The organism is Amycolatopsis sp. NPDC114503, assembly GCF_055633655.1.
In genome coordinates this window covers 158,692-175,020 of record NZ_JBVKDT010000001.1, presented here as the reverse complement: position 1 = coordinate 175,020, position 16,329 = coordinate 158,692, and the positions used below count along the sequence as shown (strand labels likewise).

Below are 16,329 nucleotides of genomic sequence, written 5' to 3'. Positions count from 1 at the left end.
GTAAGTGTTTGCTCACTCCTGTCTGGAGGCCTCTCATGAAGATCACCGTCCTAGGCGCGAGCGGCCGGATCGGCGGCCTGGCGGTGCGGGAAGCGCTGGCGCGCGGATGGCACGTCACCGCCGTGGTCCGCGACCCCGCGCGGTTGACCGTCCCCGCGCACCCCCGATTGGACGTCGCGGTTCACTTCCTGACCGACCCCGGCCTGGCCGATGCGGTGACCGGCCGTGACGCTGTCGTCCTGGCTCTTGGCCCCACGGACCTCAAGCCGACGACGGTCAACTCCGACGGCACCCGCTCCGTGGTCTCCGCGCTGCGCGGTTCCCGGACGCGGTTCGTGGTGGTGAGCGCGTCCGGCCTGCCTGGGGATGGCGACAGCCTGTTCTCGAGGCTGGTGCTGAAACCGTTGCTGGGTGCGGTGTTGCGCAACGGATACGCCGACCTGCAACGGATGGAGTCGATCCTGCACGGGGCCTCGGACGTGCGGTGGACGATCGTGCGCCCGACCAGGCTGACGAACAAGCCCGCGCGGGAGCGGGTGCGCAGCGAGGTCGGGCGGGATGTGCGGCGGAGGTTCCAGATCCCGCGGGCGAACGTGGCGCGATTTTTGCTGGACGCGGCCGAGGACGATGCTTTGATCGGGAAGACGGTGTCGATCGCGCAGTGACGAGACTGTCTGCGATTGCCGACACCTGCGGCGGGAGTGCCCACGGATGCTGACGTGGGTGGCTGGTGGTTCTGTCGGCAGTTGCAGACATGTTGCTGGCGGCTTTCCCCAAACTATCCCCAGGGTTGTCCACAACTCACATCCCCTGTGGACAACTCCCTCCGCGAGCCCGGATCTGTCGTAGGCCCTCGTTACTGTCGGAGGCATGGCAGTTCTACGGCTGTTCCTTCTCTTCCTGATGGCACCCGTGCTCGTCGCACAGGCGGTGCGGGTGCGTCGGGCGACTCCGCGGCTTCCCGGGGCCGACGGGCCGATCGAAGGCACGCTCGGTTCCGGGCGACCGCTGCGGCTTACCGTGATCGGCGAATCGACGGTGGACGGCGTCGGTGCGCTCACCCACGCCGAGGCGCTCACCGGCCAGCTCGCGGCGGGGCTGGCGCGCGTGTACCCAGACCGCGAGGTGCGATGGCACGCGCTGGGCATCACCGGCGCGTCGGCGAGGGTCGTGCTCGACGAACTGGTTCCGCGCGTCCGGGCGGCGGACGTCGTGGTCGTCGTCCTCGGCGTGAACGACACCCTGGAGCTGAACTCGGCCGCGCGGTACCGGCGGGATCTGCTGTCGATCGTCGTCGAGGTGCGGCGGAGGGCCGGCGACGTCCCGGTCGTCCTCGCGGGCGTGCCGCCGCTCGCGAGTTTCCCGTCCCTGCCCCGGCCGCTGCGGGACGTGCTCGGCGCGCGGTCCGTCGCGCTCGACCGGGCGGCTCGCGAGTTGACCCGGCTTCCCGGGGTCACGCACATCCCGTTGGCGCCCGGATTGCTCCGTCCGGGAATGTTCGCCGCTGACCGTTTCCATCCCGGCCCGGACGGTTACCGCGCTTGGGCCGCCGCGCTCTCGGAGGGATTACCGATCGTCACTGACGGTTGGCATCCGGGGGAGGTGACACGGCCGTCCTGACCGGCGGGCCCGCAAAATTCCCAAAAACTTTGGCGCTCCGTGTATCTAGGCGCACTCTGGATGCGTCCTATGGGGCGAACCAAGGAAAGGGAGGGCCACATGCCTGCGGATCAGAAGGACGAGCGGCAGCCGGGAACCACCGTTCCGCCCGTCAAGACGAGCCCCGCACCTGGGGCGAACCGGGGAGTGCAGCCGGACGGCAACCACGAGCCGCTCGACGACACCGGTACTGCCAAGTAGCGAGACGGGCGACGCCCGGGAGCCGAGGGGGCTGCCGGACGTCGTCGGCCGGAGGGAGTTCGGGGAGGAATTCCCTTCCGGCGGGGCCCGACAGGGGAGCGGGCCCTCATGGGGGCGGGGAGTACCGGTCGGCGCGCGCGAACAGCCCGCGCTGGCCGGTGCGCACCCGCACGACCGCACGCTCCGCGTGCACGAGCGCTGACCCGGCGACCTGATCGGCACAAGGGGGCGATCAGGCCGGCGGCCGGCGCGAAGCGAGAGACGGACGTGACGACAAGGACTGGCCACACCGCCGGTCCAGCTCCGCTCGGCCCGGGTCTGGGGGACCCGGCCCGGCAGGACGGGTTTCGGAGGGGACCCGGCCGGCCGCTGAGCGAGCTGGAGCGGTGGGGCGGTCAGACCTCGCGGACCGGCGTGCGGGCTGGCGTGGTTGGGCGGATCCGGGGAGGGATCCGTTCGGCTGGCGGGCCTCGCGGGCTGGTTCGGCAGGACTGGCGGGTCGGCTTGCGGGCCCGTCCGGCTGAGCGGATCTCGGGGAGGGGTTCGCGGGGCCGGTGGGCTTTTCGAGCCGGTCCGGCTGGAAGGTCGGCTTGCGGTTCGGTTGTGGCCGGGCGGGTTCGGGGAGGAATCCGCCCCGCCAGACCGGGCCGGTGAGCCGACCTGAACTGTGCCGCTAACCGCGTCGGCAGCTGAGTCGGCCGGGTGGATCCGGGGGAGGGATCGATCCGGTCGACGGGCTGAGGCGGCGGGAACCGACGAAATGGCTGGCAGCTTCCGGGCCGGTGCGGAAGGGCGGATTCAGGGGAGGGATCCGTCCGGCCAATCCGGGTCGGCGGGGCGCGATGGGTCGTTGGGGGACTCATCGGGTCCGACGGAGCTGTCGGGACACGACCGTGCTGGAGGGGGAGCCCGGCCGGTCGTGTCCCGGCACCCGGTCGGGACCGCCGGGTCCGCAAGAGCCAGCCGCACCTGCGCAAGACATCGCCGCCCGTCCGGCGAACGGGCACGAAAACCGCAGCAAGACCCGCACAGCCGCCGCGTCAAAGAAGCACCGGAACCGCACCAAAGCCGCAGCACCGGAACCGCACCAAAGCCGCAGCACCGGAACCGCGGCAAGACCGCCCAAGCCGCAGCACCAAAGCCGCAGCAAGACAGCACCAAAGCCGCCCCCAACCGGCTCCGAGAAAAACCCACCTGAAAAAAAGTCAGAGATTGATGTATCCCAGAGCCAGTTGTCCGCTCCTCAACCAAGAGCCCACCCACGGGGCACACACCGTGCCCCTGCACACCGTCCGCATCACCGAACCCACCGAAAGAGCGCGCACAATTCACGATCGATCCGGTACCCGACCGGAGAGGCGACCCGCGACGAGCCCGGCCGTGCCGACACGACCGGTGGCTTGCTCGCCCAGGTCGGCCCACCTCCGGAGTGAGGCAGCTACGGTGACCGACGTGCACACCACCGAGGTAGACCCGCCCTGGGAAGGCCTGACCGGCGCCGACCTGCACGCCGCTTGCATGGAAGCGGCACAGGGCGGTGATCGGCGCGCCATGGCGAAACTCGTCGACGAGCTGACGCCGCTCGTCTGGCACGTCGCGCGCGCCAACGGGCTCGATCGGCAGCTGGCCGAGGACGTGGTCCAGACCGTGTGGCTCGCTCTGTTCAGCCAGCTCGCGAAGCTGCGCGACCCCCGCGCGCTCGCCGCCTGGCTGATCACCACGACTCGCCGCGAGGCGACCCGTCCCTACGGCAGGCGCACCCAGCCCGTGCCGCTGTCCGACGAGGTCGCCGCGACGCTCGAAAGCGATCATCCCGCGCCTGAGGAGGAAGCCGTCCGCGCCGACCGGGACCGCCGGGTCTGGCGCGCCTTCCTCCGCCTGCCCGCACGCTGCCAGGAGCTGCTGCGGCTGACCGTCCTCGCCGGCCGCGCCGAATACCGCGCGGTCGCCGAGGCTATGCAGATGCCGCGCGGCAGCGTGGGGCCCACCAGGGGCCGCTGCCTCGACTCGATGCGCGATCTGCTCGCAGGAGAAGGGGGTGCCCGGTGAGCGACAACATCGGCAGGCCGGGACACGGCCAAGCGATTCCGGACGACGAGGCCATCCTGGCCGATATCGGCCGGTTTCTCGACGAACTCGACCCGCCGCCGGACGATCTGGTGCAGCGGGTCCAGTTCGCGCTCGAGCTCGAGAACCTCGACGTCGAGGTCGCGCGCTGGGAGCGGCTCGACGAACTGGCGGGCGTGCGCAGCACGGCGACCGGCACGATCACCTTCACCGTCAGCGACCTGACGGTGATGATCAACCTGACCAAAATCGGGAAGGTGCACCGGATCGACGGCTGGCTCGCGCCCGCGGGCGAGTACGACGTGGAGGTCCGGGTCGCCGATCACGGCACGTTCGCGACGGCGACCGACGAGGGCGGCCGCTTCGTGCTCGAACGCGTCCCCTGCGGAACCACGCAGATCCTCGTGCACCTCGGCGCCGGCGCGCACCGCCGCACCGTCGTCACGCCGACCGTCGTGCTCTGAGAAACCCGGACGGGCGTTATGGAGAGTGGCGGAGGTGTGCTCCCATAGAGTCCGTGTCCGCGCCCGTCCATGATCGTACGATCGCGGCGGCGTCCGATCTGTACGCGCGCGGCCGGGCCGCCGCGTCCGACCAGCGGCCCGGCATCGCGGTGCGGTTGTTCCGCAGTGCTCTTACGCGGCTGGCGCGCGTCGCCGAACCGCTGCCTGAGCACCGGGAATTGCAGGTCCGCGTCCTGGTAAGCCTCGGCGCGGCCGAAGCCGAGGTCTCCTCCACCGACGCCGGTCTCGTGCACCTGGAGACCGCGCGCCAGCTCCGCGACCAGCTCCCGGAGAGCAAGGTCGCCCGCGAACTGGGCTTGTTGGTCACCGGCCAGCGCGCGGTGGTGCTGATGCGCGGCGGCCGGTCCAGCGAATCGCTCGCGGTGTACGACGCCGTCATCCCCGGAATCGAGGCCGAGTTCGACGACGGCCGCCGGACGCTGGTCGTCATGCTCTTGAACCGCGCGCTCGTGCAGATGGCGCTGAACCATCCGAACGCCGCGCAAGCCGACCTGGAGCGCGCGCTCGGCTTCGCCCGCCAAAACGGGCACACCTTGCTCGAAGGCAAGATCCGGCAAAACCTCGGCGACCACGCGCAGCTCATCGGCGACGTCCCGCAGGCGCTGTCCAGCTACGAACAAGCCGCGCGGATCCTCGTCACCGAATCGCCCGGTTCGATCCCGCTGATCCGGCTCGACCAAGCCCGTGCGCTGCTCACCGCGGGCCTCGCCGACGAGGCGGCCAGGCACCTCGACGAAGCGCTTCCGGAGTTGCGTGCCAACGGATCCGGCCAGCACATCGCGGAAGCCGAGGTCGCGCGGGCCGCGGCCGCGTTGCTGGAGGGCGATTTCGCGTTGGCGCGAAAGTCCGCGTCGGACGCACGCCGCCGATTTCTCCGGCGTGGCAACCGAACGTGGGCGGAGATCGCCGGTCTCGCCCGGTTTCGCGCGGAAGCGCAACAGGTGCTGTCGGACCGCGAAGGCCGCTCTACCTCTCGGCTGCCCGCCGAACTCGTCTCCATCGCCGAACGGCTGGCCGCGCTCGGACTGCGCGACGAGGCGGCGGTCGCGCGGCTCTTCGCGGTGCGATTGCTGATCCGCCGCAAGGAAATCGCCGAAGCCTCGCTCGTGCTCACACACGTGCCCGCCCCGCGCGCGACGTCGCCGGTCGACCACCGGATGCTGTTCCGGTTGTGCCGGGCCGAGCTGGCCGTCGCCGAGGACCGGCCGCGCGCCGCTCTCGCCCAAGCCCGCGCCGGACTGCGCGAGCTCGGCACGATCCGCGACCGGATGGGCGGGCTCGATCTGTTGTGCGGCACGGCCGTGCACGGCGAGGAGCTCGGCAGGCTGGCGATGCGGCTCGTGCTGCGCCGCGCGCGGCGGAACGCGGCGGGCGCGCGGCGGATGTTCGCGTGGCTCGAACGCACCCGGGCGCAGGTTTACCGCTACGAACCGCTGCCGGTGATCGAGGATCCGGTGCTGGCCAAGCACATCAACGAGATGCGGCATGTCCAGCGCACCATCCAGCGCGCCCGGCTGGAAGGCGAGCCGGTGAAGGCGCTCGAGCAGCGCTACACCCAGCTGCAGCGCGAGGCGAGCAGGCTCGGCTGGTACACGAGCCAGTGGGGCCGCCCGCGTCCGGTCGCGACGCCGGACGAGGTCGTCGCCGCGCTCGGCGATCGCGTGCTGGTGAGTTTGGTGCCGTACAACAACCAGCTGTACTCGTTGGTCGTCGACCGCGGGACGTTCCGGCTGCTCAAACTGGGGCCGCTGGACGACATCGTGGAGACCGCGACCCAGCTGCACGCCGATCTCGACGCGCTCGCGCCGGACCATCTGTCGCCGATCATGGCGGAGACGGTGTCCGCGTCCGCGCGCCGCCGGGCGGAGAAGCTCGACGCGCTGATTTCCGCGTCATTGGTCAAAACCCTCGACGATCGCGAGCTGGTGATCGTTCCGATCGGGCAGCTGTACGCGATGCCGTGGGGCGCGTTGCCGTCGCTGCGCGGGCATCCGGTGTCGATCGCTCCGTCGGCGACCGCGTGGATCACCGCGAAACGTCCGGCCGAGGACGGGCCGGTGCTGCTCGCGGGCGGTCCCGGGGTGCCGGGTGCGGTCGGCGAGGTGAGCAAACTGCGTTCGGTTTACCCGGACGCGCAGCTGGTCGAGGGCGACGACGCGACGAGCGCCACGGTCCTGACCGCGCTTGACGGCACCCGCTTGGCGCACCTGGTCGCGCACGGTGCGCACGAGCCGGCGAATGCGTTGTTCTCCCGCGTGGAACTAGTGGACGGCCCGCTGTTCGCGCACGAGACGACCCGGCTCGCGAACCCGCCGGAGCGGGTGGTGCTGGCCGCGTGCGAGCTGGCGATGAGCCACATCCGGCCGGGCGAGGAAGCGCTGGGCTTCGCCGGAACGCTGCTGGCGAGCGGTTCGCGGACGGTCATCGGCGCGGTGGCCCGAGTCGGCGACCGCGCGGCGGCCGACACGATGGCGGACTTGCACCGGCGGCTGGCGGAGGGGACTTCACCCGCGCTGGCACTGGCCGAAGCGGTGGCGGTGGACCCGATGCGGCGGCCGTTCGTGTGCCTCGGGGCTGGCTGAACACGCCAGGGGACCGCGGCGCGCGGCTTGCGGAGGTGTGGCGGGTGGGCTTGCGGAGGTGCGGCGGCGCGCGGCTTGCGGAGGTGCGGCGGCTTGCGGAGGTGTGGCGGCGCGCGGCTTGCGGGTGAGCGGCACGTGCGGCTGACGGTGAGCGGCGGGGCGCGGGTCTCATGAGTGCTGGTGCCGGTTAGAACCGGCATCGCCGCGCACGAGGAGGGTTACGGCGACGGGCCCTCGTGAGCGCTGGTCCCGGTTAGAACCGGTATCGCCGCTCACGAGACGGGCGGTTCTAACCGGCCGCCGCTCACGAGACGCGCGATGCCGGGTCAGCCGAGGAAGTCGGCCAGCGGCACCGGCGTCAGGCCGTCCTTTTTGGCCTGGGCGATGAAGGCTTCGTAGTCTTCCTTGAACGTCTTGCGGAAGTGCATCAGCACGATGTCGCCCGGACGGAGCTTGTCGCCGGACTGGAACTGGACGACGCCGTCGTTGACCGAAGCAGTCCAGAGAACGCTCGCGCGCATGCCGCACTCCGCGGCGGCCTTCAGCGTGTTCTGGTCGTAGTTGCCGAACGGCGGGCGGAACAGGCTCGGCCGCACCCCGAGCGACTTCTGGAAGTCGTCCGCGTCATCGCAGATTTCCTTCTTCTGGAAGTCCAGCGGTTTGCCCTTGAGGTTCGGGTGGTTGACCGTGTGGTCGCCGAGCACCGCGCCGGTCGAGTCCAGGATCGCCTTGAAGTACGCCTCGTGGCCCTTCACGTACCGGTTGTTCAGGAACAGCACCGGATGCCCGCCGGACTGCTGGATCAGGCCCTGCGCGGACGGATCCTTCACCGCGCCGTCGTCCATGGTGATGAAGACGTACGGCTTGTCGGTCTGGATGCGGCGGACCACGCCGACCTTGCCGTCCTGGATCGCCGGGGCCTTCTGCTGCACGGTGCCGAACGGGTACGGCCCGGGCGGCGGACCCGGCTTCGCGGCCCCCGGAGCGGGGTTCGCCTGTTCCGGGGATTGACTCGAATCAGGGCTGGAGCACGCCGACAATGCGAGCAAACCGGCCAATGCCGCCGCCAGCCACCGCTTCGCCATGCTGCTTCCTTTCCCTCGGGGTCACCCGAGGGGATGACGTCTGTACTCCGGTCTGAGTTGATCGTTGTGGTCCAACGCACCCCCGTCAGGCAGCACGATTGCCCGCTTTGGCCAGCTGGGTGGCGAGAAATCCGATCACGCTGCGCAACGCTGCGAGGGCGACGGGCCCCGTTCCGGGGATGCGTTCGGCGAACGAACCCGACCACCTGAGGTCCGTGCCGCCGTCGGCGTTCGGCGTGAACACCACCTCCGCACGATAGTCGTGAACCGGGCTGAAACCGTCGAATGTGTAGACGTGCCGTCGATCCGGTACGTATTGCAGCGTCCGCTCGTGCAACAGAACCGGCCACAATCCGACTTCTCGGACAGCGTCGACGCGGCCGTCGTCGCCGAGCGCCGACCACCGGGACTGCCAGACAAGCGGCCGCGCCCACGTCGACCACAGCGTCCCGTCGCTTTCCAGCCGGAACAGCACTGGCGGCGGCGCGCTGCTCACCTTGTTGACCTCGAACGAATACCTGCGACCCGGCATGAAAGCTCCTCGAACACGTTGTTGGCCGAGTGACAAATCAATCCCGGACGGCCCCCGTAGGTCAAGATGGTGCGGTGAGCCGCCCCGACTTCGCCGCGCCGCACTGGCTGACGCAGCTTCTGCGTTCCAAACCTGTTCCCATTCCGTGGAACATGGTCGCTCGCGCGGTGGTCGCTCTGGCTACTCCGCTGGCGGTCGCGTATGCGGCGGGCGACATCGCGGTGGGCGCGCTGATCTCCACCGGAGCGCTGCCGACCGTGCTGTCCGAGGCGGCCGGGGCCTACCGCTACCGCGCGCGTCGGCTGGGCGGGGCGACGTTCGCCGCCGCGGTCGGGTACCTCCTCGGGCTGCTGACCGGCGGCATGCTCGCCTGGTCGATCCCGGCGATTGTCGTCGTGGCCGCGGTTTCCGCGCTCATCAGCGCGGCGGGCAGCAACGCCTCGGTGGCCGGGCTGCAGATGTTCGTCTTCTGCGTACTCGGCACCGCGCAGCACGCGACCGGCGTACGCACCGAAGTGCTCTTCGGCCTCTTCTGCGCGGGCGCGGGCTGGGGCCTGCTGGTCGCCCTCGGCACCTGGACGCTTCGCGCGACGAGCCCCGAACGTACGGCTGTCGCGCAGGTCTACATCGAGCTCGCGGCGATGCTGTCGGCTGAAGACGAACCGACCTCGCGGGTCGCGCGCCACCAGTTGACCACTGCGATGAGCACGGCGTACGACCGGTTGCTGGTCGCGCGCTCGTGGCTGTCCGGTCGAGACGCCACGTATCGCCGGCTGCTGAACCGGCTGTCCGCGACGACGCCCGCGGTCGAGGCGTCGGTCGCGATGGTCAACGCCGGACAGCGCGTGCCGGACGAGGTGATCGACTACCTGACGCGCGTGGCCGCGTCGGTGCTCGCGAGCCAGCCGCTGCCGCCCGCGCCCGAACTGTCGGACGAGAACGCCGACGCGGTGGTCAGTGCCCTTTACGCCGGGCTGGCGCGGATCGGAAAGCTCGACGACCGCAAGCGCCGCAAGAAGGTTTCGCTGCTGCGCCGGGTGCGCGAGTGGGCGAGCGGGCTCTCCGGACCGCTGACCTGGCTGGCGACGCTTCGGCTCACGGTGTGCGTCGCGGTGGCCGAAGTGGTGGCGCTGATGGTGCCGTTCGAGCGGTCGTACTGGATTACGCTCACCGTCGGCGTGGTGCTGAAACCGGACTTCGGCTCGGTGTTCGGCCGCGCGGTGCTGCGCGGGATGGGTACGGTCGTAGGCGTCGGGATCGGCGCGGTGGTGCTCGCCTTCGGCGCGCGCGGCTGGGTGCTGGTGGCGCTGATCGCGGTGTTCGCCGGCGGGGCCGCGGTGGGGAAGGTGCGCAATTACGGGATGCTCGGCACGTTCGTGACGCCGCTGATCATCCTGCAGATGGACCTCGCGAACACCGGCAGCTGGACCGTCGTGCTGGCGCGGCTGGTCGACACCGTGATCGGCTGTGTGATCGTGCTCGTCGTCGGCTATCTGCTGTGGCCGGGTTCGCGGCGGCCGACCGTCGGCGGGCGGCTGGCGGACAGTTTCGACACTGTCGCCAAGTACGTCCAAACCGCGATGGTGCTGAACTCGACCAGCGAATCACGGCTTGCCCGGTCTCGGGCCCGGCGCGGGGCGTACCGCGCGCTCGCGGACCTGCGGACGGCGTTTCAGCAGGTGATCGTGGAGCCGTCGCCGGCGGGCCGGCAGGCGGTGGCGTGGTGGCCGGTGATCGCGGGCCTGGAGCGCGTGACCGACGCGGTGACCGAGGTCGGCGTGACGATCGGGGAGGGCGCGCCCGCCCCGTCGCCCGCGGACATCGAGTTGCTCACGGATGCGTTGGCGGAGCTGGCTTCCGCGGTCCGCGAGCAGCGGGACCCGGATTCGGTGCCGATGCCGGACAACCCGCGCCTCGCCGGGGTGGTGGACCAGCTCGGCTCGACCTTCGACGCGGTGCGCGGGCCGGACCTCGTGGAACGGTCGCCGCTGCGGCTGGTGCGCCGGTTCCTGCCGTACCACCGGCGCACCTGAGCCGCGACTCTGCGCCGAAGGCTGCCGTGCGCGGCGGAATCGCTGTAGCGGAAGTCCGTGAGGGGAACCCTGAGGGAATCAGAGTCCCTCAGGGTGGCCCTCACGAACCTTGGCATCGCGCACCGGGGGAACTCCTGCGCGCTGCTGAGAAAACCCCACCGGGTGCGTGGGATGCGCCGAACGCCGCATTGGGGCGCGACCCGACCCAACCCAACCTGGAGGCGGAGGGTTACTGCTGTCCGCCGGGCTGGCCGCCCTCGGGCTTCGGGCCGTCTTCGGGCTTCTCGCCGCCCTCATCGCGGCTGCCGGTGACCTTGCCGAGCAGGTCCTTCGCCTTGTCCACGCCGCCGTCGATCTGCGAGTCGTGGCCGCTGACCTTGGACTTCGCGAATTCAGCCGCCTTCTCGAGACCCTGCTCGAGCTTGCCGCTGTTGTCGCGGAGCGCCTCGGTCGCCTTGTTCTTGAGCTCGTCGAAGTTGATGCCCATCGAATGCCTCCCCGGGGTTGGGATTGAGAGGATTCAATCGTCACACACCAGGCGTTCCAGGCAAGTCAAGACACTTCGCCGAGTGCGACCGCTCCGTCCAGTCCGGTGATCCGGCCGCCGCGTTCGCCGAGCGCCACGAGCCCTTCGCGGGCGTCGTCGGCGGTGAGGTCGATGCGGACGCCGGACAACGCCGCGTCGCGAGCCGCTTCCAACGCCAAAGCGCCTTCGTGACCTGCGTTGATGGTCGCGGCGAGGCCGCCGGTGGACGCGAGCGAGCCGCGGGCGGCACCGAGGCGGCCGAGTGCGTCGTCGACGATCGGGAGCAGGGCGTCGCGGTTGCCTTCGGTCATGGCGCGCACCAGGTCCGGCGACGACCCGGCCACCCGGGTGCCGTCGCGGAACGAGCCGGCGGCCAGCGTCATCGCGAGCGGGCCGCCCTGTGCGCCGACCGAGGCGAGGATCGCGGCGAACAGGTGGGGCAGGTGCGAAATCCGGGCGACTGTCTCGTCGTGCGAATCGGCGGGCAGCGGGATGGCGTGCGCGCCGACGTCCAGCACGAGCCGGGTGACCTCGGCCCAGGCGGTGAGGTCGGTTTCCTCTTCGACGCCGACGACCCAGGCCGCGTCGCGGAAGAGCATCGTGTTGCCGGCCAGCCAGCCGGAGTGCGACGTGCCCGCCATCGGATGCCCGCCGACGTAGCGCGTGTACGGCGCGCGGCGGCGGACTGCGTCGAGCATCGGGCCCTTCACGCTGACCACGTCGGTGAGGATGCAGTGCGACGCGTGTTGCGCGACCTGCCGCAGCAGGTTCTCCACCGCGGGCAGCGGCACCGCGATGACCACGATCGCGTCCGCGGCCGCAGCCCGCTGTAGTGCGGCTTCGGCGTCGGTGGTGACGTCGTAGCCGCCGCGGCTCGCCGCGTCAGCGTCCACTTCGGACACTGTGGTTCCCCATACGGTCCTGCCGCTCGCCGCGGCGGCTCGCAGCAGGGAACCGCCGATGAGCCCGAGCCCGATTACGCATACGTCTCGCACGGGGCCATCCTGCCAGTGCGCGCAAGCGGCTACAGGACGGCGGCCAGCCGGGTGCCCTGGTCGATGGCCCGTTTGGCGTCGAGTTCCCGTGCTTCGTCGGCCCCGCCGACGAGATGCACCGGCACCTCGCCGAGCGCGCCGGCGAGGTCCCGCACGGATTCCTGGCCTGCGCAGACCACCACGGTGTCGACTTCCAGCAGCCGCGGTTTCCCGTCGACCGTGACGTGCAGACCGGCGTCGTCGATCCGGTCGTAGGAAACGCCGCTGATCTTTTCCACGCCCTTGGCGCGCAAGGCCGCGCGATGCACCCAGCCGGACGTCTTGCCGAGCCCGGCCCCGATCGGCGACTTCTTGCGCTGCAGCAGGTAGACCTGCCGCGGCGACGGTTCCGGCTTCGGCTTCGCCAGCCCGCCGGGCGCGAGCGCGGGGTCGGTGACGCCCCATTCGGCCATCCAGGCGTCGCGATCCAACGCGGGCGACGAGCTGTGCGTGAGGAATTCGCTGACGTCCACGCCGATGCCGCCCGCGCCGATCACCGCGACCCGCTCTCCGACCGGTTTGCCGTGCCGCACGACGTCGACGTAGGACAGCACCTTCGGATGATCGATCCCGGGAAGCGCGGGGACCCGCGGCGTGACGCCGGTGGCCAGCACGACCTCGTCGAAGCCGGTCAGGTCCGCGGCGGTCACCCGGGTGCCGAGGTGCACCTTCACGCCGGTGACCTCCAGGCGGCGGGTGTAGTACCGGATGGTCTCGGCGAATTCCTCCTTGCCCGGAATCCGCTGCGCGATCCCGAACTGGCCGCCGATTTCGTCGTTGGCCTCGAACAGTTCGACGTCGTGCCCGCGTTCGCCGAGCGCGGTCGCGGTGGCGAGCCCTGCCGGTCCGGCCCCGACGACGGCGACGCGTTTGACCTTCCGGGTCGGCAGCAGGTTCAGGGTCGTCTCGTGTCCGGCCCGCGGATTCACCATGCAGGACACGGGTTTCCGGCTGAACGCGTGATCAAGGCAAGCCTGGTTGCACGCGATGCAGGTGTTGATCTCGTCCGCCCGGCCGGTTTCGGCCTTGCGGATCCAGTCCGGGTCGGCGAGCAGCGGCCGGGCCATCGAGACCAGGTCCGCGTCGCCGTCGGCGAGCGCCTGTTCCGCGACGTGCGGCAGGTTGATCCGGTTGGAGGTCACCACCGGCACCGAAACGTGCGGCTTCAGCTTGCCGGTGACCCAGGTGAACGCGCCGCGCGGAACGGACGTGACGATCGTCGGCACGCGCGCCTCGTGCCAGCCGATGCCGGTGTTGATGATCGTGGCCCCGGCCGCCTCGACGTCGCGGGCCAGCGCGACGACGTCGTCCCAGCTCTGTCCGCCTTCGACGAGGTCGAGCATGGACAGCCGGTAGACGATGATGAAGTCCGGCCCGACTTTTTCCCTGGTGCGCCGGACGATCTCGACCGCGAACCGGCGGCGCTTCTCCACGGTGCCGCCCCAGGCGTCGGTGCGCCGGTTGGTGCGTTCGGCGAGGAACTGGTTGATCAGATAGCCCTCGGAACCCATGATCTCGACGCCGTCGTACCCGGCGTCGCGGGCCAGCGCGGCGCAATCGGCGAACGCGCGAATGGTGCGGTGCACGCCGTACGCCGTGAGCGCGCGCGGGCGGAACGGGTTGATCGGCGCTTTGCGGCTCGACGCGGAAACGCTCAGCGGGTGGTAGGCGTAGCGGCCGGCGTGCAGGATCTGCAGCGCGATCTTGCCGCCCTCGGCGTGCACCGCGCTGGTGAGCAGCTGGTGATTCTTCGCCTCGGCGGCCGTGGACAGCTTCGAGGCCAACGGCAACAGCCAGCCGGTGCGGTTCGGCGCGAACCCGCCGGTGACGATCAGGCCGACGCCGCCGCGAGCGCGTTCGGCGTAGTACTCGGCGAGCTGCGGAAAGCGGGACGCACGGTCCTCCAGCCCGGTGTGCATCGAGCCCATCAGGACGCGGTTGCGCAGCGTGGTGAAGCCGAGATCGAGCGGGGACAGCAGGTTCGGGTACTCGGTCATCGTCAGTCCTTCTCGTCGGCCTGCAACGCGGTCAGGATTTCTTCCAGCCACTCGACCTGGCCTTCTTCGACCCGGATTCCGCCGCGCAGCACGAGGTACTGGTGCAGCGGACGGCCGCGGAGCCGGTCCGGGGCGGGGAAGTCGCGCTTCTCGATCTGCCGGTACAGCTCAAGCCGCTCGGCATGCGCGTCGCGGTGCCGGGTGATCTCGGCGGCGACCGCTTCGGGGTCGCCGAACGACGCCCCGCGCAGCTTCACCGCCAACTCCTGCGGCCCAGCCTGCGGCGACGGTTCGGCAAGCCAGCGCCGCAGTTCGACGCGACCCGGCTCGCTGACGGTGTAGACCTTCTTGTCCGGCCGCCCGTCCTGGGCCACCACGTCGACGGCGACTTGGCCGGCCTCCTCCATCCGCTTCAGCACGCGGTAAATCTGCTGGTGGGAGGCGCTCCAGAACAGCCCGATGGACTTCTCGAACCGACGCGCCAGCTCGTATCCCGAGCCGGAGCGCTCCGACAGCGAGACGAGGATCGCGTGCTCCAGTGCCATGCCGGACAGTGTCATATGCAACTAGGTGCAGTGCAACTGAGTGCAAGCCAGGTCACCCGCAGAGGGGGCAAAACGGGTCGATCCGCTCGGTGAAGAGGATCAAGATGGAGGGGTGGATCCGGTTCTCGAACTGCTTGCCGAGCGCATCGCCGAGGGCAGCGTGCCGGGGCGGCGGACGGACGGCCGCAGGCTCGCGCTCGCTGTGGAGGGCGGCAGCAGCCGCGGCACGTATTCGAGTGGAATGGCGCTCGCGCTCGACGAGCTCGGGGCCGCGCTGGCGTTCGACGACGTGTACGGCGCTTCCGCCGGGTCGCTCAACGCGGCCTGGCTGTTGTGCGGGCGTTCGCGGACCGGCGTGCGGACCTGGTGGAACCCCGTGGTCATGCGGCGGATCATCAACCCGCTGCACGCCCTGCGCGGCCGGGCGGTGGTCGATCTCGAGTACCTCGTGCACCAGGTCTACTCGGTGCTCGAACCGATGGATTTCCCGGCGATCCTGGCGAATCCGGTCGGCTTCCATCCGCTCGCCACCGACGCCGAGACCGGCGAGTCGACCGATCTGCATCCGTTCATCGAGGACGTGGACGGGATCAAAACGGCGCTCGCGGCGTCGTCGTGCATGCCGGTGCTGGCCGGGCCGCCGATCGCGATGGGCGGGCGGCGGTTCGTGGACGCGGGGATCGCCGAGCCGCTGCCGTTCCGGACCGCGTTGGCCCACGGCGCGACGGATGTCCTGGTGTTGCGGACCCGGCGCGAGGACGAACTGCCAGTGCGGCCGCCGCGCGTGCAGGACGTTGTCGTGCCTCGGTTTCTCCGCCGCCACGCGCCGGGCACCATCGACGCCTGGCGCACGCAGTACCACCGGGATCTGGAGGATGAGCGCCAGCTGCGGGAAGATCCGCGGCTGGCGAGCGTGCGGCCTCCGCCCGGCGCGCCGGATGTTTCCGTGCTGGAACGGGATCCGGCGGTGCTGCGGCGTGCGGTGGAGCTGGGGCGGGACGCGGTCTACGCGGCGTTGGATGTCCTGCGCAAGGCGTCTTGAGCGCGGCTGCGGACGGTGAGTCGTTGGGTGACAAGAGAAATCGCGAGATAGAGCAGGATTGACGCGCCGCCGAGGCCTTTCGCTTCGTTGGTCGCGTCGATGGCGAAGTCAAGTCCTAAGTGGACGCCGAAGGAAATGAGCCATAGCACGGCGGTTCGCCAATTCCCTTGCCGCCACAGGGTTCCGTCGGCCCGCCAGATCCGCATGGTGTACCCGCGGGCCACGCCGAAACCGCCAGCGACCACGAGACTGCCAGTGAGCACCAGGATCGCTGCGGTCGTCGGCGTGGTCTTCGCGATCGCGACGCCGAGGGAGGCGGCCCCGAGCACGCTGATGACGAGCAGCACCACCGGTGGACGGTCGGCGCGGCGGACTTGAAGTTGTCGCCACATCAGCCAGGTCAGGACGACCAGGCCGATCAGGATGTTGTCGAAGGTGTTCGGCACAGCGCCAACAGTGCCGGGCCAAGCCGTCCCGCGCCTCCACCCGAGGGTGGAGGCCG

Annotated in this window: 15 protein-coding genes; 8 read left to right on the top strand and 7 right to left on the bottom strand. The window is 70.5% G+C overall.

The window, feature by feature from the left end; all coding sequences use genetic code 11:
- Positions 1-35 precede the first annotated feature (35 nt).
- The 6 genes from ACZ7OI_RS00885 to ACZ7OI_RS00860 all read left to right on the top strand — a co-directional run bounded on the left by ACZ7OI_RS00885 (position 36) and on the right by ACZ7OI_RS00860 (position 7,033).
- Entirely contained in the window at positions 36-665 is a 630-nt protein-coding gene (locus tag ACZ7OI_RS00885; protein ID WP_470262182.1) for an NAD(P)-dependent oxidoreductase, read from the top strand.
- Positions 666-870: 205 nt separating this feature from the next.
- On the top strand, positions 871-1,620 hold the full coding sequence (locus ACZ7OI_RS00880) for an SGNH/GDSL hydrolase family protein (RefSeq protein ID WP_470262181.1): 750 nt from the start codon (positions 871-873) through the stop codon (positions 1,618-1,620).
- Between the two features lie 99 nt (positions 1,621-1,719).
- Positions 1,720-1,860 carry a hypothetical protein gene (locus ACZ7OI_RS00875; protein ID WP_158242475.1) on the top strand — a complete coding sequence of 47 codons (141 nt, stop codon included), beginning with the start codon at positions 1,720-1,722 and terminating at the stop codon, positions 1,858-1,860.
- Between the two features lie 1,443 nt (positions 1,861-3,303).
- Entirely contained in the window at positions 3,304-3,909 is a 606-nt protein-coding gene (locus ACZ7OI_RS00870) for an RNA polymerase sigma factor (RefSeq protein ID WP_470262180.1), read from the top strand.
- Positions 3,906-4,391 carry a carboxypeptidase regulatory-like domain-containing protein gene (locus ACZ7OI_RS00865; protein WP_344287786.1) on the top strand — a complete coding sequence of 162 codons (486 nt, stop codon included), beginning with the start codon at positions 3,906-3,908 and terminating at the stop codon, positions 4,389-4,391. Before ACZ7OI_RS00870 ends, ACZ7OI_RS00865 begins: the two co-directional genes overlap by 4 nt.
- Before the next feature lie 53 nt (positions 4,392-4,444).
- On the top strand, positions 4,445-7,033 hold the full coding sequence (locus ACZ7OI_RS00860) for a CHAT domain-containing protein (protein ID WP_470262179.1): 2,589 nt from the start codon (positions 4,445-4,447) through the stop codon (positions 7,031-7,033).
- A 326-nt stretch (positions 7,034-7,359) separates the two neighbouring features.
- Here ACZ7OI_RS00860 and ACZ7OI_RS00855 read toward each other — a convergent pair whose 3' ends face one another.
- Both ACZ7OI_RS00855 and ACZ7OI_RS00850 read right to left on the bottom strand, forming a co-directional pair.
- Complete coding sequence (locus ACZ7OI_RS00855) at positions 7,360-8,118, bottom strand: polysaccharide deacetylase family protein (protein WP_354738935.1); 759 nt, start codon at positions 8,116-8,118, stop codon at positions 7,360-7,362.
- Positions 8,119-8,203: 85 nt separating this feature from the next.
- Positions 8,204-8,650: an SRPBCC family protein gene (locus ACZ7OI_RS00850; protein ID WP_470262178.1), complete on the bottom strand. Its 447-nt coding sequence runs from the start codon at positions 8,648-8,650 to the stop codon at positions 8,204-8,206.
- A 74-nt stretch (positions 8,651-8,724) separates the two neighbouring features.
- On the opposite strand from ACZ7OI_RS00850, the gene ACZ7OI_RS00845 reads away from it, so the two are divergent.
- The gene (locus ACZ7OI_RS00845; RefSeq protein WP_470262177.1) at positions 8,725-10,683 is read left to right on the top strand and encodes an FUSC family protein; all 1,959 of its coding nucleotides are present in this window, start codon (positions 8,725-8,727) and stop codon (positions 10,681-10,683) included.
- Between the two features lie 229 nt (positions 10,684-10,912).
- Here the strand turns inward: ACZ7OI_RS00845 and ACZ7OI_RS00840 are convergent, their stop codons facing one another.
- The 4 genes from ACZ7OI_RS00840 to ACZ7OI_RS00825 form a co-directional block, all read right to left on the bottom strand.
- Positions 10,913-11,170: an antitoxin gene (locus ACZ7OI_RS00840; RefSeq protein ID WP_470262176.1), complete on the bottom strand. Its 258-nt coding sequence runs from the start codon at positions 11,168-11,170 to the stop codon at positions 10,913-10,915.
- Between the two features lie 65 nt (positions 11,171-11,235).
- Positions 11,236-12,204 (bottom strand): prephenate dehydrogenase, encoded by a 969-nt coding sequence (locus ACZ7OI_RS00835; RefSeq protein ID WP_470262175.1) that lies wholly within the window; start codon positions 12,202-12,204, stop codon positions 11,236-11,238.
- A gap of 29 nt (positions 12,205-12,233) precedes the next feature.
- Positions 12,234-14,240, bottom strand: a complete 2,007-nt coding sequence (locus ACZ7OI_RS00830; protein WP_470262174.1) for an oxidoreductase — start codon at positions 14,238-14,240, stop codon at positions 12,234-12,236.
- A gap of 2 nt (positions 14,241-14,242) precedes the next feature.
- A complete protein-coding gene (locus ACZ7OI_RS00825) occupies positions 14,243-14,785 on the bottom strand; it encodes a PadR family transcriptional regulator (RefSeq protein ID WP_470262173.1) in 543 nt (180 codons plus the stop codon).
- Between the two features lie 112 nt (positions 14,786-14,897).
- Here ACZ7OI_RS00825 and ACZ7OI_RS00820 point away from each other — a divergent pair, with 112 nt between their 5' ends.
- The gene (locus ACZ7OI_RS00820; RefSeq protein ID WP_470262172.1) at positions 14,898-15,827 is read left to right on the top strand and encodes a patatin-like phospholipase family protein; all 930 of its coding nucleotides are present in this window, start codon (positions 14,898-14,900) and stop codon (positions 15,825-15,827) included.
- On the opposite strand, the gene ACZ7OI_RS00815 is transcribed toward ACZ7OI_RS00820, so the two are convergent.
- Positions 15,791-16,273 carry a hypothetical protein gene (locus ACZ7OI_RS00815; protein ID WP_470262171.1) on the bottom strand — a complete coding sequence of 161 codons (483 nt, stop codon included), beginning with the start codon at positions 16,271-16,273 and terminating at the stop codon, positions 15,791-15,793. The two genes, ACZ7OI_RS00820 and ACZ7OI_RS00815, sit on opposite strands and share 37 nt — an antisense overlap.
- Positions 16,274-16,329 lie beyond the last annotated feature (56 nt).